Here is a 20,731-nt window from a genome sequence, read left to right as displayed (position 1 = left end):
TCCCCCGCACCCCGCACCAGCCACACCCGACCGCCCGTACCCAGCACAGGAGTTGCCGTGTCCACGCATCCCCCGATCACCGCCAGGCCCGTCCGCGTCGCCGTCGCCGGCGCCGGGAACCGCGGGCGCACGTACGCCGACTGGGTACGCGCGCACCCGGAGCGGGCCGAGCTGGTCGCGGTCGCCGACCCGAGCCCGGCCGCCCGGGCGGCGGTGGGCGCGCCGCGCGAGTTCGACGACTGGCGCGCGCTCGCCGCGGCCGGGGTGGAGGCCGACGCGGTCGTCGTCGCCACCCAGGACCGCGACCACGTCGACCCGGTGCTCGCCTTCGCCGGGGCCGGCTACGCGGTCCTGGCGGAGAAGCCGCTCGCGCCCACCGAGGAGGAGACCCGGCGCATCGTCGAGGGCGTCGAGCGGGCCGGGGTGCTCTTCGCGGTCTGCCACGTCATGCGCTACATGCCGTACACCGACCTGGTGAAGGAGGTCGTCGACTCCGGCGTGCTCGGCGAGCTGGTCTCGCTTGACCATCTGGAGCCGGTCGGCTGGTGGCACTACGCGCACAGCTACGTGCGCGGCCCGTGGCGCAACGAGGAGCTGTCCTCGCCGATGCTGCTGGCCAAGTCCTGCCACGACCTCGACTGGATCGCGTACGTCACCGGCGCCCGCATCGAGCAGGTCACCGGCTTCGGCGGGCTGAAGCACTTCCGCCCCGAGAACGCCCCGGCCGGTGCCGGGGAGCGCTGCACGGACTGCGCCGTCGAGGCGGACTGCCCGTACAGCGCGCCGAAGCTCTACCTGCCGGTGCTGCGCGAGAAGGGCGCGGTCTGGCCGGTCACCCACGTCACCGGCGCGACCGGCCCGGCCGACGAGGCCGGGCTGATCGAGGCGCTGCGCACCGGCCCGTACGGGGTGTGCGTCTACCGCGCGGACAACGACGTCGTGGACCACCAGGTCCTCGCGATGCTGCTGTCCGGCGGGGTCACCGCCACCTTCCAGATGGTCGCCTTCACCGAGCAGACGCACCGCCAGACCCGCGTCTTCGGCTCCCACGGCTGGCTGCGCGGCGACGGCGAGAGCGTCACCGTGCAGGACTTCCGCACCGGCGAGACCACCGTGCGCACCGTCGACGCCGCCGGCTCCAACGCGGCGGACGGCCACGGCGGCGGCGACGCCGGGCTGATGGACGCCTTCGTACGGGCCGTCGCCAGCGGCGATTCCGGCGTGCTGCGCTCCGGCACCGCCGCCTCGCTCGGCAGCCACCTCGCCGCGTTCGCCGCGGAGCGCGCCCGGCACACCGGCACCGTCCAGACGGTGCCGGCCCGCTGACATCCGCACCGCCCCCACGACCCTTTTGTCCCGCCCCATCCCCGGAGGAAGTGCCATGACCCTGATCCACCACCGGCGTTCACGGACCAGAGCCGTCGCCGTACCGCTGCTCGCCACCGCGCTGGCCGGCGTCGCGCTCGCCGGCTGCGGCGGCAGCGACGGCGCGGGCGGCGGGAAGGGCTCCGTCACCATGTGGACGTACCCCGTGATCTTCGACGAGGCGAAGAACAAGGCGTACTGGGACGGCATGGTCGAGAAGTTCGAGAAGGAGAACAAGGACATCTCGGTCAAGGTGGAGACCTACCCGTGGGCCGACCGCGACACCGCGCTCGGCACCGCCATCGCCTCCGGCAAGGGCCCGGACGTGGTCTACCTGGTGCCGGACCAGTTGCCGAAGTACGCGCCGAACATCGTGCCGGCCGCCGACTACATGCCGGCCGACGCCGAGTCCGACTACACGGACTTCGCGCTGGAGTCCGTGACCGTGGGCGAGGACGTGCTCGGCACCCCGATCCTCACCAGCGCCAACCCGCTGATATGCGACAAGCGCGTCTTCGACGCGGTCGGCGAGGACTCGTACCCCGAGACCTGGGACGACCTGAAGGCGCTCGGGCCGAAGATGAAGGACGAGGGCTACTACGCGCTCAGCTACACCGGCGACACCGCGCAGACGCTGAACATGACGTTCTACCCGCTGCTCTGGCAGGCCGGCGGCGAGGTGTTCGCCGAGGACGGCGAGTCCGTGGCGTTCGACGACGCGGCGGGCGTGGAGGCGCTGACGTACCTGACGGAGTTCGTCGAGGAGGGCTGGACGCCCAAGGACCTCGTCACCACCACGCCGAACCTGGAGCAGACGCCGGTCGCCAAGGGCAAGGTCGCCTGTACGTGGACCAACGTGCCGGCCGACGTCGAGCCGTTCTGGGGCCGCGAGAACATCGTCGTCCAGCCGCCGCTGACCGGCGAGGAGTCGGTGGGCTACGGCACCGTCGGCGCGCTGTCGATGCTGAAGGGCGCCGACACCGGGGCCGCCGGCAAGTGGATCAACTTCGTCGCCCAGCCGGAGAACGCCGCGGACCTGGAGAAGGGCGCCGGCTACTTCCCGGCCCGTACCTCCGCCGACGACCTCTACCCGGGCGACGAGCTGCAGCAGGCCGTCGCCGACACGCTGCCCGCGATGAACGCGGGTCCGCTGGAGGAGAAGGCGCGCGAGGTGATGGGCGTGCTCGCGCCCGAGCTGCAGGCCGCGCTGCTGGGCAAGAAGAGCCCGGAGGACGCGCTGAAGGCGGCGGCCGAGGCGGCCGACGCCCAGATCGCCCGCTGACCCCGCGGGGCCTCGGCCCCCTTCCCCTCCCGTAGCCCGCGCGGCCCGGACCACCGACTGCTCCGGGCCGGGCGCGGGCCCCACGGACCGCGCGCCCGGCCGGCGGCGCCGAACCCCTGCCGCCGGCCGGGCCGCGCATCCACCCGCACCACCCCCGTACCGCAAGGAGACCCACCGTGGCAGTCGTCGCGGAACCCACCCGGAACAGGCGAAGGCGCCGCAGCGGGCCGCACGCGCGCCGCGAGGCCCGGATCGGCCTGCTGTTCGTCCTGCCGTGCTTCCTGCTCTTCCTCGCCTTCCGGTTCGGCCCCGCGGTCGCCGGGGTGCTGATGAGCTTCACCGACTACACCCTCACCGGGGGCGGCAGCTTCATCGGCGCCGACAACTTCACCCGGCTGAAGGACGACCCGCTGTTCTGGGACGCGCTGAAGGTCACCGTGGTCTACACGGTGCTGGCCGTGCCCGGCACCATCGCGGTCTCGGTGGGGCTCGCGCTGCTCACCCGGCGGGCGTTCCGCGGCTCGAAGGTCTTCCGCTCGGTGTTCTTCCTGCCGGTCGTCACCTCGCTGGTGCTGGCCGCCACCGTGTTCGTGTGGATCTTCTCCACCGGCGGCCCCTGGTCGACGGCGATGGGCTGGATCGGGCTGCCGGAGGAGTCGTGGCTCTCCCACGACACCCTGGTGGTGCCCGCGCTGGCGCTGGTGGGCATCTGGTCGCGGTTCGGCTACGGGATGCTCATCCTGCTGGCCCGGATGCAGGACATCCCGCGGGAGCTGGAGGAGGCCGCGCTCACCGACGGGGCCGGCCCCTGGCAGCGGTTCCGGCACATCGTGCTGCCGCAGTTGCGGCCGGCGCTGTTCTTCCTCGCGGTGATCGAGACGACGGCCTCGTTCCAGGTCTTCGACGCGGTCTACACGATGACCGGCGGCGGCCCCGCCAACTCCAGCTACACGCTGGTCTTCCAGCTCTACGACGCCGGCTTCAAGTACTTCGACCTGGGCTACGCGGCGGCGATCGGCGTGGCGCTCTTCGCGCTGACGCTGGTGGTCGCGCTGATCCAGCGGCTGACGATCGGGAAGGACGACTGACCATGACCTCGGCCCCCGCGAAGACCCCGCAGGAAGAGATACCGGCGGGACCGCCCCCGGCGCCCGCACCAGGCAAGGGCCGCGCGCCGGGACGCGCCGCCCGGCGCGCCGAGCGCCGGCTGCGCCGTGCCGCGAACCGCGACTCCGTACCGCACTCGATGCGCGGCAGCACCGCCGGCCGGATAGGCCGCGGCCTGCTGCTGGCCCTGGCCGCCGTCGTCACCGTCTTCCCGTTCTACGCCATGGTGGTGCTGTCGCTGAAGCCCGCCGCGGCGGTGGAGTTCCCCGGCAGCCTGGTGCCGTGGCCGCTGGGCGGCGAGGCGTACGAGAGCGTCATGAACTCCCAGGACGTGCCGCGCTGGCTCTTCAACACGCTGCTCTACTCACTGGTGTCGGTGGTGGGCGTGCTGCTGCTGTCGTCGCTGGCGGGCTACGCCTTCGCCAAGAAGCGCTTCCCCGGCCGCGAGGCGATGTTCTGGTCGTTCCTGTCGATGGTGATGGTCCCGTACCACGTCACGATGATCCCGACGTTCGCGATGATCGCGAAGCTGGGCGGCGTGGACACGTACTGGGGCCTGATCGTGCCGACGCTCGCCAACGCCCAGGCGGTCTTCCTCATGCGGCAGTTCATCCAGGGGCTGCCGGACGAGCTGTTCGAGGCGGCGCGCCTGGACGGCTGCAGCGAGCTGCAGATCTTCGGCCGCATCGTGCTGCCGCTCCTCAAGCCCATCCTGGCCACGCTCGGCGTCTTCGTCTTCCTGTGGCACTGGAACGACTTCCTGTGGCCGCTGGTCATCGGGCAGTCCACGGACATGCGCACGCTCACCGTCGGTATCGCGTCCCTACAGCAGCAGAACGTGCCGCTGAACGTGGTGCTGTCCGGCTCCGTCATCGCGTTCGTGCCCATCTTCGCCGCGTATCTGGTGGGCCAGCGCTACTTCACCGAGGGCGTCACGGCGTCCGGGATCAAGGGGTGAGAACCGATCGTGTTCGCTGACGAGAAGGCGCTCGAGGAGCGCCTGGCCACCCCCTCGCCGGGGCTGACCGAGGACATGGCCCGGCTGGAGGGCGACCTGCTGGTGCTCGGCGCCGGCGGCAAGATGGGCCCCAGCCTGTGCCGGCTGGCGCGGCGGGCGCTGGACGCCGCGGGGCGTACGGACGTGGCGGTGCACGCGGTGTCCCGCTGGTCGGACCCGGCCGCGGCCGAGCGGCTCCAGGCCGCGGGGGTACGCACCGTGGCCGCGGACCTGATGGACCCGGACGCCGAACTGGCCGCGCTGCCGGACGCCGGGAACGTGGTCTTCATGGTCGGCGCCAAGTTCGGCTCCGCCGGGGCGCCTTCGCACGCCTGGGCGGTGAACGCGGGGCTGCCGGAGCGGGTCGCCCGGCGCTGGGCGGACGCCCGGGTGGCGGCGTTCTCCACCGGCAACGTCTATCCGCTGGTGTCCGTGGGCACCGGCGGCTCGGCCGAGTCGGACCAGGTGGGGCCGGTCGGCGAGTACGCCATGTCGTGCCTGGGCCGCGAACGGCTCTTCGCGCACGCGGCGCTCACCCACGGCACGAAGGTCGCGCTGCTGCGCCTCAACTACGCGGTGGACCTGCGCTACGGCGTCCTCGCCGACGTCGCCCAGCGGGTGCACGCCGGCGCGCCCGTGGACGTCACCACCGGGCACGTCAACGTCGTCTGGCAGGGGTACGCCAACGAAGTCGCCCTGCGCGCACTGCTGCACGCCCGCGACGGGGAGCCGTTCACCCTCAACGTCACCGGGCCCGAGACCGCCGCCGTGCGCCGTCTTGCGCACCGGTTCGGCGCCGAGTTCGGCACCGAGCCCGTCTTCGAGGGAACCGAGGCCCCCACGGCCCTCCTCTCCGACGCCGCGGCCTGCCACGCTCTCTTCGGCTACCCGGACGTGCCGCTGCGCACCCTCGTCGGCTGGCAGGCCGACTGGCTGCGCCGCGGGCTCCCGCTGTCCGGCAAGCCCACCAAGTTCCAGGTACGCGACGGAAGGTTCTGAGCCGCCCCATGCCCACCGACCGCCCCACCCCGCTGGACGTCCTCGCCGACGGCGCCGTCATCCCGGCCCACCCGCTCGCCCTGACCGCGGACCGGCGCCTGGACGAGCGCCGCCAGCGCGCCCTGACCCGCTACTACCTCGGCGCCGGCGCCGGCGGCATCGCCGTCGCCGTGCACACCACCCAGTTCGCCATCCGCGAGCCGCAGGTCGGCCTGCTGCGCCCGGTGCTCGAACTCGCCGCGGAGACCGCGGCGGAGAGCGCCGCCGCCGCGGGCCGGCCGGCGGTGAAGATAGCCGGCGCCTGCGGCTACACCGCGCAGGCCGTCGCCGAGGCGGAACTGGCCGCCTCCCTCGGCTACGACGCCGTGCTGCTCTCCCCCGCCGTACCGGGCGCCAACGAGGAGGGGCTGCTGGAGCGCGCCCGCGCCGTCGGCGAGGTGCTGCCGGTCATCGGCTTCTATCTCCAGGAGGCCGTCGGCGGCCGGTACCTGTCCCCGGCGTTCTGGGCGGCGCTCGCCGACCAGCCCTCGACGGCGGCCATCAAGATCGCGCCGTTCGACCGCTACCGCACCGCGGACGTGGTGCGCGCGGTCGCCGGCGCCGACCGCGGTCCGGAGGTCGCGCTCTACACCGGCAACGACGACGACATCGTCGGCGACCTCCTCACCCCGTACGACACGGCCGGGGGCCGGCGCTGGTTCGCCGGCGGGCTCCTCGGGCAGTGGGCGGTGTGGACCCGGCCGGCGGCCGGGCTGCTGGCGGACGTGCGCCTCGCCCGCGCGGGCGACCACGAGGCGCTGCTGCGCTGCCTGACGCGCCGGCCGCAGCTCACCGACGCCAACAGCGCGGTCTTCGACGTGCGGGGCGGGTTCCGCGGCTGCATCGCCGGGGTACACGAGGTGCTGCGGCGGCAGGGGCTGCTGGAGGGCACCTGGTGCCTCGATCCCGGCGAGGTGCTTTCGCCGGGGCAGGCCGACGAGCTGACCCGCGTCGCGGCCGCGTACCCGTGGCTGACCGACGACGACTTCGTGAAGGAGCACCTGGATGACTGGCTCCGCTGACCGCGGCGCCGCCCGCGACCGGGTGGTGGTGTGCGTACCGCCGGAGCTGCGCGCGCAGTTCTTCACCGGCGCGGTGTGGCGGCGGCTCGCGGACGCCGCGGAGCTGACGGTGCTCGACGAGCACCGCGACCGGGCGGCGCTGGCCGCCGCCCTGCCCGGGGCCCGGGCGCTGGTCACCGCGTGGGGCGCGCCGCAGTTGGACGCCGGGCTGCTCGCGGTGGCCGACCGCCTCGAACTCCTCGCGCACACCGGCTCCGCCGTCGCCCCGTACGTCACGGAGGACGCCTTCGTCCGCGGCGTACGGGTCACGCAGGCCGGCGACGCGATGGCCCGGCCGGTCGCCGAGGTCGCGCTCGCCTTCACCCTCGCGCTGCTGCACCGGATCCACCGCTTCGACCACGCGATGCGCCGCGGCGCGGACTGGGAGAGCGCCCGGCAGGCGCCGCCGCGGCACGAGCTGGGCGCAAGCACGGTGGGCGTCATCGGCGCCTCCCGCACCGGCCGCGCGTACATCGAGCTGGTCCGCGCCTTCGGCGCGCGGGTGTCGGTGACCGACCCGTTCCTGTCCGAGGCGGACGCGGCGGAGCTGGGCGTACGCCTCCTGCCGCTGGACGAGCTGCTGCGCACCAGCCGCGTCGTGGCGGTGCACGCCCCGGCCACCGAGGCGACCCGGCGGCTGCTGGGCGCGCCGCAGTTGGCGCTGCTGCCGGACGGCGCGGGTCTGGTGAACACCGCGCGCTCGTGGCTCGTGGACGAGGACGCGCTGCTCGCGGAGGTGCGCGGCGGCCGCATCGACGCGGCCCTCGACGTCTTCGACGCCGAGCCGCTGCCCGCCGGACACCCGTTCCGGCAGTTGCCGAACGTGCTGCTGACCCCGCACCAGGCGGCGGGCACGGCGGAGTGCCGTGAGCGGCTGGGCGAGTCCGCGGTCACCGAGGTGCTGCGGCTGCTGGCGGGCGAGGAGCCGCTGCACCCGGTGGACGCCTCAGCGCTGACCCGCCTCTTCTGACCGGCCGGCGGCGGGGGGCCCCGTGAATCGGCTGGCCGCGCTCCCTCCGCGGGTGACAGGATCCGGCCATGGAACCGCAGGTGACCCCCGCGGAGCCGGACCTCCCGTGGCTCGGCCCGCCGATCGACGCCCGGCCGCTGTTCGCCCCCGAGCAGCGCGCGCTGATGGCCACGCTGCACGCGCTGCGGCCGGACGACTGGCGGCGCGAGGCGGTGCCCGGCTGGACGGTGCACGCCGTGGCCGCGCACCTGCTCGGCGACTTCTACGGCCGTCTCGCCCGCGAGCGCGACGGGCACACCGGCGGTCCGGCGCCCGCGGCCGGCGAGCCGCTGGCCGCGTTCATCCACCGCATCAACCAGGAGTGGGTCGACGCCCACACCCGGGTCAGCCCCGCCTCGCTGACCGCCGCGCTCGACGCGGCCGGCGCCGGGATCGCCGCCCACTTCGCGGGCGACGCGCTGCGCGGCCCTTCGCTGGGCGTGTCGTGGGCGGGTGCCGAGCCGGCGCCGCGCTGGCTGGACGTGGCGCGGGACTTCACCGAGTTCTGGACCCACCGGCAGCAGATCCGGCATGCGGCGGGACTGCCCACCGACCCGGAGGCCGGCCCGCTGGCCGCGGTGCTCGACATCTTCATGCGGGCCCTGCCGCACACCCTGCGCGACACCGCCGCACCGCCCGGGACCCGGGTCCTCATGGCGGTGCCGGGACCGGCCGGCGGCGCCTGGACGGCGACGTCCACGGGGGCCGCCTCCGAGGGCGGCACCCGCTGGTCGCTGGCCGCACCGCCCGGAGAGGGCGAGCCGGACGCGCTGGTGCGGCTGGACGCGGAGACCGCCTGGCGGCTGTGCGTACGGGGTGTGGAGCCGGCGGCGGCCCTCGCCCGCGCCGAGGTCGCAGGAGACCGGGCCCTCGCGGAGGCCGCCTGCCGCATCGTGTCGATCATCCGCTGACCGACGGCGCACGGCGCGTCACACCGGGTCCGGATAAATACCACGGGCGCCCGTTTTCTCATCGAATGTTCATCTGATTCCCAGTCGTTTCCGCACCCGGGTCCCCTAGCCTCCGGCAGCGTGTCGAGAAATCGTCTCCCCACGCTGCGCTCCGCGGCGGTCGCCGCGGGCACGCTCGCCGTGATCGCCGCCACCGCGTCGTCCTCCGCTCCCCTCGTCGGGGACACCGCGGAGGCCGCCGGTGCGCCCCGCACGCGCCACGTCCAGTACGCACCCGCGGCCGGGAAGGCAAAGGCACCGGCCCCGGCGCCCTCCGCCGACAAGGCCGTGACGAAGGCGCTGAAGGCGCTGCCGAAGCCGGCCGGCGCGTACGACCTCGCCGTGGCGGACCTCGACTCGGGCGCCACGGCCACGTACGGCTCGGGCAAGGGCTCGTTCGACACCGCGAGCATCGTCAAGGTCGACATCCTCGCCGCCCTGCTGCTCCAGGCCCAGGACGACGGCAAGACGCTGACCGGCGCACAGAAGAAGCTGGCCGCCGAGATGATACGCAGCAGCGACAACGACGCCACCGACGCGCTCTGGTCGGACATCGGCGGCGGCTCCGGCCTCGCGGACGCCAACCGCCGCCTCGGCCTGACCGACACCGAGCCCGGCGACGGCGGCACCTGGGGGCTGACGCAGACCACCGCGTCCGACCAGTTGGCGCTCCTCGAAGCGGTGTACGGCGACGGCCGCTCGCCGCTGGACGGCGACTCCCGCCGCTACGTCGAGAAGCTGATGACCTCCGTGGTCGACGACCAGCGCTGGGGCGTGTCCGCGGCGGCGGACGACGCCGGGGCGGCGGCGCTGAAGAACGGCTGGCTGCCGCGCTCGGCGACCGGGCTGTGGGACATCAACAGCATCGGCCGCGTCGAGCACGGCGGCCACACCCTGCTCGTCGCCGTCCTCTCCGACGGGCACAAGTCCCACAAGGCGGGGGTCGACGCCGTGGAGACCTACACGACGACGGCGGCGAACGCGCTGCGTGACTGACCGGGCGCCGGACGCGTCCCCGGATCCACCCCGCCGGGGCCGGTGCGGCCCGTATGCCCGACTTGCCGGGGGACGTGCACCTGTGCTTGCGGATGAAAGTGCATCTGTACTTGCATCCGGAGGTCTATATCACTCACCATTGAACAACCAGCACGTTCCAAGGCGACAGCATCGATCGGGGAATCGGCATGGCGGCAGCTTTCGGGGAGCGGGCCGAGGCATCGGCGTTCGCTGCCTGCGCCCTCGATGCCCATCCGCGGTCGATAGCCGAAGCCCGGCGCACGGTCCGCAGCACGCTGCGTGACTGGGATCTCGCCGAGCTGACCGACAGCGTCGAGTGCGTCGTCTCCGAGCTGGTGACCAACGCCGTACGCCACGGCGTGCCCGGCTGCCCGCCGCTGCCCGTCGCCGAGCCGCAGCCGGTGACCCTCACCCTCGTCCGCCGTGGCGGCGAGGTCGTCTGCGCGGTCTTCGACCCGGGCGAGGGCGTGCCGGCGCCCCGCGAGGCCGACGAGGTCGCCGAGTCCGGGCGGGGGCTGCAGATAGTGGCGACGCTCAGCGACGCGTGGGGCTGGAGTGCCCCGGGACCGTTCGGCAAGGCCGTGTGGTCCCGGTTCACCGCGCCCGCCGGGACCGGCGGCCCGGCGGACGTGGGCGCCGGCGGGGACTGCGACCGGGACCGCGAGTGGCAGTCCTTCGCCCGCTGCCTGGCCCTGCTGGAGTCGCTCGTGCCCGGGCGCGCCGATCCAGCCCCGGCCGTCGCCTGACCGGCCCCGCTACGAAGCCGCCGCACCCCACGGAACCTCCCGGCGGGTCCGCGCGTTCCCCCGCAGTGGCGCCCGGCCACCCGGACGAGGAGACGACCATGGCGGAACTGCGGCTCGGGCCGCTGCTGCGGTACGCCGACGACACCCGCGCCACGGTCTGGGTGGAGACCGGCGGCCCGTGCGAGGCGCAGGTCCGCTGTGCGGACGGCGCCGGCGGCAGCGCCCGCACCTGGCAGGTCGGCGGTCACCACTACGCGCTGATCACCGTGACCGGGCTGACGCCGGGCGCCCCCACCCCGTACCGCGTGCTCCTCGACGGCCACGAGGTCTGGCCGCTGCCCGGCGCCCCCGCGAGCACCATCCGCACTCCGCGCCCCGGCGCCGCGCTGCGCGTGGCCTTCGGCTCCTGCCGCTGGGCCGCCAAGCCCGGCGGCGGCCACGACCCCGTCGGGCCCGACGCCCTCGACACCCTCTCGCGCCGGCTGGACACCGACCCGGACGCCGAGCGCCCCGACATCCTGCTCCTCCTCGGCGACCAGGTGTACGCGGACGAGACCTCCGCCGCCACCCGCGAGTACCTCGCCGGGCGCCGCGACCCCGGCGTGCCGCCGGGCGACCAGATCGCGGACTACGAGGAGTACACCCACCTCTACGACGAGTCCTGGCTTGACCCCGAGGTGCGCCGGCTGCTGGCCTCCGTACCCTCCTGCATGATCTTCGACGACCACGACGTGATCGACGACTGGAACACCTCCGCCTCCTGGCTGGAGGAGATCCGCGCCGAGCCCTGGTGGCGCGAGCGGATCCTCGGCGGGCTGATGTCGTACTGGGTCTACCAGCACCTCGGCAACCTCTCCCCCGACGAGCTGGCGGCCGACCCGCTCTACGCGGCCGTGCGGGAGGCCGGCGACGGCACGGAGCCGCTGCGGGAGTTCGCCGAGCGCGCCGACGCCGACCCGGCCGCCGTCCGCTGGAGCTACCGCCGCGACCTCGGCCGCACCCGGCTGCTGATGGTCGACTCGCGCGCCGCGCGGGTGCTGGAGGAGAAGAGCCGCGCGCTCGTCGACCCGGACGAGATGGACTGGGTGCGCCGGCAGGCGCTGACCGATCCGGACGCGTACGACCACCTCCTCATCGGCACCTCGCTGCCGTGGCTGCTGCCGCCCGCGGTGCACGACGCCGAGGGATGGAACGCGGCGCTGTGCGCCGGTGAGCGGGGCGCCCGCTGGGCGCGGCTGGGCGAGAAGCTGCGTCGGCGTGCGGACCTGGAGCACTGGGCGGCGTTCCCGCGGTCCTTCGCGGAACTCGCGGACCTCATCGCCGAGGTCGGCCGCGCCGACGCGGCGCCGGCCTCGGTGCTGGTGCTCTCCGGCGACGTCCACCACGCCTATGTGGCCGAGCCGCGGTGGCCGGCGGCGGCCGGTCCCGAAGGCCCGCGGCCGGTGGTCGCACAGCTCACCTGCTCGCCGATGCACAACAGCGTGCCCGCCCCCATCAAGGCCGGCTTCCGCTTCGGCTGGAGCCGCGCGGGGCGCCTCCTCGGCAAGCTGCTCGCCCGGCACGGCCGGCTCGCCGCCCCGCCGATCGAATGGCGCAAGACCGGCGGCCCGTGGTTCGGCAACCAGTTGATGACCCTCACCCTCGGCGGCCGCGACAGCGTACGGCTGCGTCTTGAGCAGGCCCGCGAGGAGGGCGCCGGCGGCACCCGCCTGGTCCGGGCGGACGAGCGGGAACTGCTGTAACCGCCCCCGCACGGGCGGCCGTCGGCCCGTTCCGGCCGATTCGGCCGCCGACCTGTGCGCCGGGCTGCGCGAGGCGTTCCCAGCCCGGGTGAACTTCGCTATCTTTCGGGGCCCGTAATCCAACTGTGCACGTCTACCGCATCCTTGTCGCCGAAATACGGAACAAAACACCATGTCACGTGCGATATCACTGGACGGCGTCACCAAGGTCTACGAGCGCGGCATCCGGGCCGTCGACCGGTTCTCGCTCGACATCGAGCCCGGCGAGTTCGTCGTCCTGCTCGGCCCCTCCGGATGCGGCAAGTCCACCGTGCTGCGCATGATCGCGGGACTGGAGTCCGTCACCGAGGGGCAGTTGCTGCTCGACGGCGAGGACGCCGCCGAACTGGCGCCCGGACAGCGCGGCATGGCCATGGTCTTCCAGAACTTCGCCCTCTACCCGCGGATGACCAACCGCGACAACATCGGCTTCCCGCTGAAGCTGGAGGCCCGCGGCGACGTCGGCCCGCGGGTGGACGCCACCGCGCGGCTGCTGGGCATCGAGGACCTGCTCGACCGCTACCCCGCGCAACTGTCCGGCGGCGAGCGGCAGCGCGTCGCGATCGGCCGGGCTATCTCGCGGGAGCCCACCGCGTTCCTCATGGACGAGCCGCTGTCCAACATCGACGCCAAGCTGCGCAACCACCTGCGCGCGGAAGTCGCCCGGCTCAACCGCGAGTTGGCGGTCACCACGGTCTACGTGACGCACGACCAGGCCGAGGCGATGTCGCTCGGCGACCGGATCGCCGTGATGCGCGACGGCGTGCTGCAGCAGGTGGGTTCGCCGCGGGAGGCGTACGCGCTGCCGAAGAACATCTTCGTCGCCGCGTTCATCGGCACCCCGCGGATCAACCTCCTCGAAGCCGTCGTGCACGCCCCGCTGCCCGGCCGCATGACCATCGACCTCGGCCGGCAGAGCCTGGTGCTGCCGGAACCCCTCTCCCCCGACCACCAGATGCTCCGCATCCAGCAGGGCCGGCCGGTGATCGTCGGCCTGCGCTCCGAGGCCGTGCGCATCGCCCGTCCCTCGCTGGCGCGCGCCGGCGAGTGCGCGATGAGCGGCATCGTGGAGCACGTGGAGTACCTGGGCCACGAGGCGCTGCTGCATCTGAACACCGGCTCGCGCGCGGCCCTCGTACCGGCGCTGGAAGGGCCCCGTACGGACACCGCGCCCGGCGGCCACCGGAAGAACAAGCAGGGCACGGTCCTCGGGCGGCTGCGCGATCGGGCGGTGGCCCATCTGCACGGCCCCGGCCAGGACGACCGGGGCGAGGGGGCGGTGGGCGTGCTGGACGAGCCCCCGGTACCGGCCGCGCCGCCGCAGAGCGCCGAGCGCGCGGCGATCGCCGGGGGCGACCTCGTCGTACGGACCGGGCCCGACGTCCAGGTCCGGCCCGGCACGCACGTGCCGCTGCTGATCGACCTGGAACACCTGTACGTCTTCGACCACCAGGGCCGCCGCGTCTGCCCGTCGCCCGCGCACCAGCCCCGGCTGGACGAGTAGTCCGCCCAGCGGAGCACGGCCGGGGCGGGGCGGCGACCGCTCTCCGGCCACTCGGGTGAGCATGGGGCAAATCACCCAATTGCCGCTTTTCTTCGGTAAATCTCACTGCCAGGCTGGCAAACGACCTCTGACGGCTCCGTCGCCCCTGGAGATTTCCGTGATTCTGTCGATCTCAGGCGTTGTCCTGCTGGGAGTGATCGTCTTCCTGTTCTTCCGCAAGGACGGGCTGAAGCCGTCCCATGCCATCGTCTGCGCCCTCTTCGGGTTCTACTTGGCGGGCACCGCGATCGCACCCAGCATCAAGGCCGGCGGCCAGAGCCTCGCCAGCCTGCTGGGCGGCATCAAGCTCTAGGACGCCCCGGCCCGCCGCGCGTCCGCACCCAGGACTCGGAGACCCGACGCATGCGACGACCGTTGGCCCGGCTGCCCGGCCGCGAGACGCCCCCGGCGGCCCGCGGCCGCGAGCTCGCCAGGACGGCGGCGGACGGCGCCGCGGACGTGCTGCGGCCGGTGGTGGTCGTGACCCGCGGCGCCGGCCGGCTCGCCGCCGCCGCCCGGCGGCGCTGGCGCGCGACCCCGAAGGAGCGGCGGGGACCGACGGCCTTCCTGGCCGGCGCCTGCCTGCTGCTGGTGTACCTGATGCCGTACGGGCCCCTCGCCGCCGCGGTGGCGCTGCTGGCCGCGGCGGTGTGGGCCGGCCGGGGCCGGGGCGAGACGGACCCCGCCAGGGACGAGGACGCGGCGGCCAGGCGGCAGGAGCGGCTGGCGGCGCTGTACGAGGCCCTGGTCCCGTACTTCTCCTCCCCCGACGACCCGCACCCCCTCTACGCCCACGAGGGCGACATCGAGCAGGTCTTCGGCGACGCCGAGTTCGACGGCGGCGACCGGCTGACCGCGCTGCGGCTGCGCTACCCGCCGTACTTCCGGGACGGCGAGCCGGAGTCCCGGGCGCGTATCGAGCAACTGCTCTACGCCAAGTGCGGGCGCGGGCGCGAGTACCTCTTCGACTGGCACGAGGACGACAACCGCCTGGACCTCACCGTCCTCGACCCGCTGCCCACGGACATCGGCGCGCAGCCCTACGTCACGGCGCACGGCGAGTCGGTGCTGGGCTTCACCGACGCCGAGGGCGTGCGGCGGACGCTTCCGGTGCGCACGGAGGCCGGCGACCGGGACGAGCCGCCGGTGCTCTGGCGTACCGGACCGCGCTCCACCGAGCCGCATCTGCTCGCCCTCGGCCAGCCCGGCACGGGCACGACGACGCTGCTGCGGTCGCTGGCGCTCCAGGCGCTCCCGCACGGCGAGGTGCTGGTGGTCGACGGCGGCTGCGCGGGCGAGTTCGCCTTCCTGGCGGGGCGGCCGGGGGTCCTGGGGGTGGAGTCCACGGTGGCCGGCGCGCTGGCGCTGCTGCGCTGGGCGGCGGAGGAGACGGAGCGCCGGCTGCAGCGCCCGGCCGCCGCCAGGGACGACGCGGCGGCCGGCGGCCCGCGGCCGCTGTGGATCGTCGTGGACAGGCCCGCGGCGCTGAGCCATCTGGCCGCCGCGGCCGGGCGGGAGGATCCGCAGGGGCTGCTGGAGGTGCCGCTGCGGCACGGCCGGGCGGCGAACGTCACCGTGGTGGTGGCGGACCAGTTCGACTGCGCCGCCTCGCTGGGTCACGCCGTACGGGACCACACCCGCGCCCGCGTCGTGCTGGGCCCGGCCTCGGCGGCCCAGGTCGCCTCGGTCCTCGGCGCCCCGCCGCACACCACGCCGGTGTACGAGGTCCCGCCGGGGCGCGGCTACGTACGCCTCGGCCAGGGTGAGGTGCACCGGCTGCAGGTACCGGCGACGCCCGACCCGCACCACCGCGAGACGCCGGAGACGCTGCGGGGGGCGGTGCTGGAGCTGCTGCCGGAGCCCCCCGCCGACGGCTCCGCGACCGGCACGGCGGCGGCGCAGGTCGGCGGCTGACGGACGGCGCCGGCCGGTACGGCTGCCGCCCCGCCGGTCCGCGCACGCGTGATCGCCGTAGTCGGCAGTCGTCAGCGGCCGGCAGCGGTTGCCGCGCTCCCGCCGCCGTCCCGTCAGGCGATGAACGCCCCCGCCGGCTCCGCCGCCACGGGCCCGCCGCCCTCCGACACGATGCGGGCCGCCGCCGCGAGCCGGCCGACCGCCTCCTCCGCGACCGCCCCGGTGACGGTGAACGGCAGCCGTACGTACCCCTCGAAGGCCCCGCCGACGCCGAACCGCGGCCCCGACGGGATCCGTACGCCCACCCGCTCGCCCGCCTCGGCGATCCGCGAGCCGGACAGACCGCCGGTGCGCACCCACAGGGTCAGCCCGCCGTGCGGCACGGTGTACTCCCAGTCGGGCAGGTGGCGCCGCAGGGCGGCGACGATCGCGTCGCGGTTGGCGCGCGCCTGGGAGCGGCGCAGGCCGGTGGCCGCGGCCCAGCCGCCGCCCTCCAGCAGCCACGTGGTGGCCAGTTGCTCCACCACGGGCGAGCCGAGGTCGGCGTACGCGCGGGCGGAGACCAGGCTGCGGATCACCTCGGGCGCGGCGCGCACCCAGCCGATGCGCAGGCCCGCCCAGAACGCCTTGCTGGCCGAGCCGACGGTGACGACGGTGGAGCCCGCCGGGTCGTACGCGGCGACGGGCCGCGGGCGTTCGCCGGTGTCGTCCAGGCGCAGTTCGCTCATCGTCTCGTCGGCGACGACGACGGTGCCGGCGCGGCGGGCGGCGTCGACGAGCGCGCGGCGCTGGTCGTCGTCGGCCAGGGCGCCGGTGGGGTTGTGGTAGTCGGGGATGACGTAAGCCAGCCGCGGGGCGGCGTCGCGCAGGGTGTGCCGCCAGGTCTCGACGTCCCAGCCGGTGAGCCCCTCGCCCATGGCCACGGGCACGAGCCGGGCGCCGTCCTCGCGCATGAGCTGCAGGATGTTGGCGTAGCTCGGCGAGTCCACCGCGATGCGCTCGCCGCGGCCGGCGAAGAGCCGGCACAGGGCGATCATCGCGCCCATCGCGCCGGTCGTGATCATGATCTGCTCGGGCATGGTCGGCACCCCGCGGGCGGTGTACCGCTCGGCGATGGCCGCGCGCAGGCCCGGCAGCCCGGCGGGGTAGTCGCCGTGGGTGTGGGCGTAGAGCGGGAGTTGCTCCAGGGCGCCGTGCATGGCGCGGGTGAGCCAGGGCTCGGGCGCGGGCAGCGCGGCGCAGCCGAGGTCGATCATCGAGCCGGTGGCGTCCGGCGGCAGCGGCTCGAGGCCGCGGGTGGGCAGCGGGTGCCCGGCCGGTACGGAGGTCCAGCTTCCGGCGCCGCGGCGGGATTCGAGGAAGCCGGCCGCGCGCAGGTGTTCGTACGCCGCGGCGATCGTGGTACGGCTGACGCCGAGGGCGGCGGCCAGTTCGCGCTCGGCCGGCAGCCGGGTGGCCACCGGGATGCGCCCTTCGAGCACCAGCAGCCGCACGCCGTCGGCCAGCGCGCGGTACGCGGGCACGCGGCGGCCTGGCCGGTCGAGGGCCACGGCGCCCGCGCTCTCCTGCGACCGCAGCAGGCGCGCGAGCTGTACCGCACCGACGGCCGATGTCCATTCCGCCATGAAAACCAGGCCACCTCTCCCCGATTGGCCATATCACCTGTACGAGCCCAGTCCACATAGTGGCACGCAGCCATCCAACAGGACCAGAGGGGAGCCAGTCTTGTCGCGCTGGAGGGGATCTCGCACGGCCCGCAGGCTCGCACATCTGTACGTCGGACTGACGCTGTACGGGCTGAGCTGCGCGCTGATGGTGCGCGCCGGAGTCGGGCTCGACCCGTGGGACACCTTCCACCAGGGGCTCGGCAAGCAGGCCGGGTGGTCGATGGGGGTCGCGACCATCGTGGTCGGCGCGGCGGTGCTGCTGCTGTGGATACCGATCCGGCAGCGCCCCGGGCTCGGCACCGTGTCGAACGTGGTGGTGATCGGCGTCGCCATGGACGCCTCGCTCGCCCTGCTGCCCGACGTGCACGGCCTGGTCCTGCAGATCCCGCAGATGCTCGCCGGCGTCGCCCTCAACGGCGTGGCCACCGGCCTGTACATCTCCGCCCGCTACGGCCCCGGCCCCCGCGACGGCCTCATGACCGGGCTGCACCGGCGCACCGGCCTGTCCGTCCGGCTGGTGCGCACCCTGATCGAGATCGCCGTGCTGGCCTCCGGCTGGGCGCTCGGCGGCGCGGTCGGCGCCGGCACGGTCGTCTACGCCCTCGCGATCGGCCCGCTGGCCCAGTATTTCCTGCGCGTCTTCGCGCTCCCGGAACCCGCGCCGGCCGGGCCGGAGACGGGCCGAAGGGGCGAGGTGCGACGCGACACCCGCGAGGTGAATTATGTGCCGCCTGGCGCGGAGCGGTAGTGTACGCCTCCGGCTCGGCAGGCGGACCGTTACAGCATGCAGTGAGATGAAATCAGTCGGTGACATCTCCGTCACACGTGACAAAGCGGACGCCTGTGGGTAGAAGCAATGGGGCGGCACGACGGGCGACGCATGTCCCGGAACGGGAATCTTCATCGCCGACCGGACGTTGACCGGATGACGACGACAGCGACACCTGTCCTGTGGGCGACAAGCCCGGGAGGCAACGATTCATGAGTGAGCGAGCTCTTCGCGGCACGCGACTCGTGGTGACCAGCTACGAGACGGACCGCGGCATCGACCTGGCCCCGCGCCAGGCGGTGGAGTACGCATGCCAGAACGGCCATCGGTTCGAGATGCCGTTCTCGGTCGAGGCGGAGATCCCGCCGGAGTGGGAGTGCAAGACGTGCGGCGCCCAGGCGCTGCTCGTCGACGGCGAGGGACCGGAGGAGAAGAAGGTCAAGCCCGCCCGGACGCACTGGGACATGCTCATGGAGCGGCGCACCCGCGACGAGCTCGAAGAGGTCCTGGCCGAGCGGCTCGCGGTACTGCGCTCCGGCGCGATGAACATCGCCGTGCATCCGCGCGACAGCCGCAAGTCGGCCTGAGGCGCGGCGCCGCTTCGGAGAACGGCACCGGCAAGGGCCCGTCCCGCAGTGGGACGGGCCCTTCCGGGTGCCCGAAAACGGCGGGCGGAGCACGGCACCTCCGGGACCGTACGCCGCGAGGGCGGCCGGTCCCGAGGTGACGGACGGCCGGGCGAGGACCGGCTGCCGGGGCTCAGCGCTCCTGCGGCCGGTCCTCGTCCTCGTCCCGTATCACTTCGCCCTGGACGACCTTGCCGTCCGGGCGGTGGATGCGCGCCTGCGTGTACGCCTGCCCCAGGTCGCTCCCCGAGGCCGAGCGCTCGATCGCCCGGGTCAGCCTCCGGCGCACCAGCGCCCGTACCGGCGGCAGCAGCAGGAGCAGCCCCACGGCGTCCGTGACCAGGCCCGGGACCATCAGCAGCAGCCCCGCCAGCATCGTCAGCCCGTTGCCGGTGCCGCGCGCGCGGTCGGGCTCGGGCGCTTCGCCGCGCTGCTGCCGCTGGAGCTGCTCGGCGAGCGAGCGCCAGGCCCGCCGGCCCGCCCGCTTGATGACGACCGAGCCCAGGATCAGCCCGCCCACCAGGACCGCGAAGACGCCCAGGACGCCGATCTGGGAGCCGAGCATGATCAGCAGCCACAGCTCCAGCAGTGCCCAGGCGGCGACGCCCAGAGGGGCCAGGGTGCGGGCGAGCGAGCGGCGCCTGCGCGGCGGGCGGCCGCGGCCGTCACCGGGGCCGCTGCGGCGGCCCGGGCCGCCGGGGCCCGCCCCCCGGTCGTCGGAGCCTGCCGGGTCCTCGTACGGCTGCGGAATGCGATCGCTCATGACTCAAGTGTGCCTGCGGCCGAGAATCCGTCCCAGCCGGGACCGTACGCCCCAGGCCGGCACCCGCCAGGCCGCCTCGGCGAAGATGTCCTTGCTCATCTTGGAGTCGCCGCGCTCGCGCTCGACGAAGGTGATGGGGACCTCCACGACGTGGTAGCCGGCGTCGGCCACCCGCCGCGCCAGATCCACCTGGAAGCAGTACCCCTGCGAGGCGATGTTCGCCAGCCCGATGCCCTCCAGCGTCTCCCGGCGGAACGCGCGGTAGCCGCCGGTGACGTCCCTGATGCGCAGCCCGAGCCAGAGCCGCGAGTAGGCGCTGCCGCCGCGGGAGATGAACTCCCGGGACCTGGGCCAGTTGACCACCCGGCCGCCGGGCACCCACCGGGAGCCGAGCACCAGGTCGGCGCCCTTGAGGGCGGTGAGCAGCCGGGGCAGTTCCTCCGGCCGGTGGGAGCCGTCCGCATCCATCTCGACCAGCACGCCGTAGTCCCGCTCCAGGCCCCAGCCGAAGCCGGCCAGATAGGCGGCGCCCAGGCCCTCCTTGCCCGCCCGGTGCAGCACGTGTACGTGCTCGTCGTTCGCGCTCAGCTCGTCGGCGAGCTTCCCGGTGCCGTCCGGGCTGTTGTCGTCGACGACCAGGACGTCGGCCTCCGGCACCGCGGCCCGCACCCTGGAGACGATCGACTCGAGGTTCAGGGCCTCGTTGTACGTCGGGATGATCACCAGGATCCCGCCCAGCGGGCCGTAGCGCCCCTGAACCCCGTCTGTCACTGCCGTCCCTTCCGCAATTCCCGCTCGAACCGTCCACGCGCGCACACGGCCGCGCCGGACGGACGCCCACCATAGCCAGAGTCCGGCGGAGTCCGGCACCGAGGCGGTGCGCAACGGTACCGCGGGACGGTCGGGGGCGATGACCGGGACGCCCGCGGAGACCGCGGAAGAAGGGGAAACGGGGCGTGGCGGCCGGCGGCTCACGGGGCCGTGCCCGCACGGCGCGTGCCGCTGCGGGTCGGGCCCGGCGCCCTTCGGTCCGACCTGGGACCCGCTGGCTGCGGATCGACCGAGGGCCGTTGTCTACTGAGCGTCCGGGCCCCAC

The 20,731-nt window shown here is 74.3% G+C and carries 19 protein-coding genes; 16 read left to right on the top strand and 3 right to left on the bottom strand.

All coding sequences use genetic code 11. The features are described from left to right. Positions 1-57: 57 nt before the first annotated feature. The 14 genes from ACFYVJ_RS07040 (at position 58) to ACFYVJ_RS06975 (ending at position 15,810) form a co-directional block, all read left to right on the top strand. Positions 58-1,326 carry a Gfo/Idh/MocA family protein gene (locus tag ACFYVJ_RS07040; protein ID WP_388887305.1) on the top strand — a complete coding sequence of 423 codons (1,269 nt, stop codon included), beginning with the start codon at positions 58-60 and terminating at the stop codon, positions 1,324-1,326. 55 nt (positions 1,327-1,381) lie between these two features. After that, positions 1,382-2,647, top strand: a complete 1,266-nt coding sequence (locus tag ACFYVJ_RS07035) for an extracellular solute-binding protein (protein WP_388887303.1) — start codon at positions 1,382-1,384, stop codon at positions 2,645-2,647. Between the two features lie 176 nt (positions 2,648-2,823). Continuing rightward, complete coding sequence (locus tag ACFYVJ_RS07030; RefSeq protein WP_388887302.1) at positions 2,824-3,735, top strand: carbohydrate ABC transporter permease; 912 nt, start codon at positions 2,824-2,826, stop codon at positions 3,733-3,735. 2 nt (positions 3,736-3,737) lie between these two features. Beyond that, on the top strand, positions 3,738-4,712 hold the full coding sequence (locus ACFYVJ_RS07025) for a carbohydrate ABC transporter permease (RefSeq protein WP_388887300.1): 975 nt from the start codon (positions 3,738-3,740) through the stop codon (positions 4,710-4,712). Between the two features lie 9 nt (positions 4,713-4,721). Further along, positions 4,722-5,750, top strand: a complete 1,029-nt coding sequence (locus tag ACFYVJ_RS07020) for an NAD-dependent epimerase/dehydratase family protein (RefSeq protein ID WP_388887298.1) — start codon at positions 4,722-4,724, stop codon at positions 5,748-5,750. Between the two features lie 8 nt (positions 5,751-5,758). Then, entirely contained in the window at positions 5,759-6,811 is a 1,053-nt protein-coding gene (locus ACFYVJ_RS07015; protein ID WP_388887297.1) for a dihydrodipicolinate synthase family protein, read from the top strand. Beyond that, positions 6,795-7,820, top strand: coding sequence for a hydroxyacid dehydrogenase (locus tag ACFYVJ_RS07010; protein ID WP_388887295.1), 1,026 nt, complete (start codon positions 6,795-6,797; stop codon positions 7,818-7,820). Before ACFYVJ_RS07015 ends, ACFYVJ_RS07010 begins: the two co-directional genes overlap by 17 nt. Positions 7,821-7,888: 68 nt before the next feature. Next, positions 7,889-8,770, top strand: a complete 882-nt coding sequence (locus ACFYVJ_RS07005; RefSeq protein WP_388887293.1) for a maleylpyruvate isomerase family mycothiol-dependent enzyme — start codon at positions 7,889-7,891, stop codon at positions 8,768-8,770. Positions 8,771-8,890: 120 nt separating this feature from the next. Next, positions 8,891-9,805, top strand: coding sequence for a serine hydrolase (locus ACFYVJ_RS07000; protein ID WP_388887291.1), 915 nt, complete (start codon positions 8,891-8,893; stop codon positions 9,803-9,805). 188 nt (positions 9,806-9,993) lie between these two features. Next, complete coding sequence (locus ACFYVJ_RS06995) at positions 9,994-10,572, top strand: ATP-binding protein (RefSeq protein WP_388887289.1); 579 nt, start codon at positions 9,994-9,996, stop codon at positions 10,570-10,572. 98 nt (positions 10,573-10,670) lie between these two features. After that, positions 10,671-12,314: an alkaline phosphatase D family protein gene (locus ACFYVJ_RS06990; protein ID WP_388887287.1), complete on the top strand. Its 1,644-nt coding sequence runs from the start codon at positions 10,671-10,673 to the stop codon at positions 12,312-12,314. 172 nt (positions 12,315-12,486) lie between these two features. After that, on the top strand, positions 12,487-13,857 hold the full coding sequence (locus tag ACFYVJ_RS06985) for an ABC transporter ATP-binding protein (protein WP_388887286.1): 1,371 nt from the start codon (positions 12,487-12,489) through the stop codon (positions 13,855-13,857). Positions 13,858-14,014: 157 nt separating this feature from the next. Beyond that, entirely contained in the window at positions 14,015-14,209 is a 195-nt protein-coding gene (locus tag ACFYVJ_RS06980) for a hypothetical protein (protein ID WP_018835487.1), read from the top strand. A gap of 50 nt (positions 14,210-14,259) precedes the next feature. Next, a complete protein-coding gene (locus ACFYVJ_RS06975) occupies positions 14,260-15,810 on the top strand; it encodes a hypothetical protein (protein WP_388887284.1) in 1,551 nt (516 codons plus the stop codon). A gap of 113 nt (positions 15,811-15,923) precedes the next feature. Here the strand turns inward: ACFYVJ_RS06975 and ACFYVJ_RS06970 are convergent, their stop codons facing one another. Continuing rightward, positions 15,924-17,435 carry a PLP-dependent aminotransferase family protein gene (locus ACFYVJ_RS06970; RefSeq protein ID WP_388887282.1) on the bottom strand — a complete coding sequence of 504 codons (1,512 nt, stop codon included), beginning with the start codon at positions 17,433-17,435 and terminating at the stop codon, positions 15,924-15,926. Positions 17,436-17,619: 184 nt separating this feature from the next. On the opposite strand from ACFYVJ_RS06970, the gene ACFYVJ_RS06965 reads away from it, so the two are divergent. Both ACFYVJ_RS06965 and ACFYVJ_RS06960 read left to right on the top strand, forming a co-directional pair. Continuing rightward, complete coding sequence (locus ACFYVJ_RS06965; protein WP_388887374.1) at positions 17,620-18,225, top strand: YitT family protein; 606 nt, start codon at positions 17,620-17,622, stop codon at positions 18,223-18,225. Positions 18,226-18,458: 233 nt separating this feature from the next. Next, positions 18,459-18,833, top strand: coding sequence for an RNA polymerase-binding protein RbpA (locus tag ACFYVJ_RS06960; RefSeq protein WP_026276152.1), 375 nt, complete (start codon positions 18,459-18,461; stop codon positions 18,831-18,833). Positions 18,834-19,005: 172 nt separating this feature from the next. Here the strand turns inward: ACFYVJ_RS06960 and fxsA are convergent, their stop codons facing one another. After that, on the bottom strand, positions 19,006-19,635 hold the full coding sequence (fxsA, locus tag ACFYVJ_RS06955) for an FxsA family membrane protein (RefSeq protein ID WP_388887280.1): 630 nt from the start codon (positions 19,633-19,635) through the stop codon (positions 19,006-19,008). A gap of 3 nt (positions 19,636-19,638) precedes the next feature. Beyond that, positions 19,639-20,406 (bottom strand): polyprenol monophosphomannose synthase, encoded by a 768-nt coding sequence (locus ACFYVJ_RS06950; RefSeq protein ID WP_388887278.1) that lies wholly within the window; start codon positions 20,404-20,406, stop codon positions 19,639-19,641. Between the last annotated feature and the right edge of the window lie 325 nt (positions 20,407-20,731).

It is taken from the genome of Streptomyces sp. NPDC004134 (genome assembly GCF_042874195.1).
Classification (GTDB): Bacteria; Actinomycetota; Actinomycetes; order Streptomycetales; family Streptomycetaceae; genus Streptomyces.
Note: the sequence above shows the minus strand (reverse complement) of the source record. Positions and strands in the feature narration are given on the sequence as shown.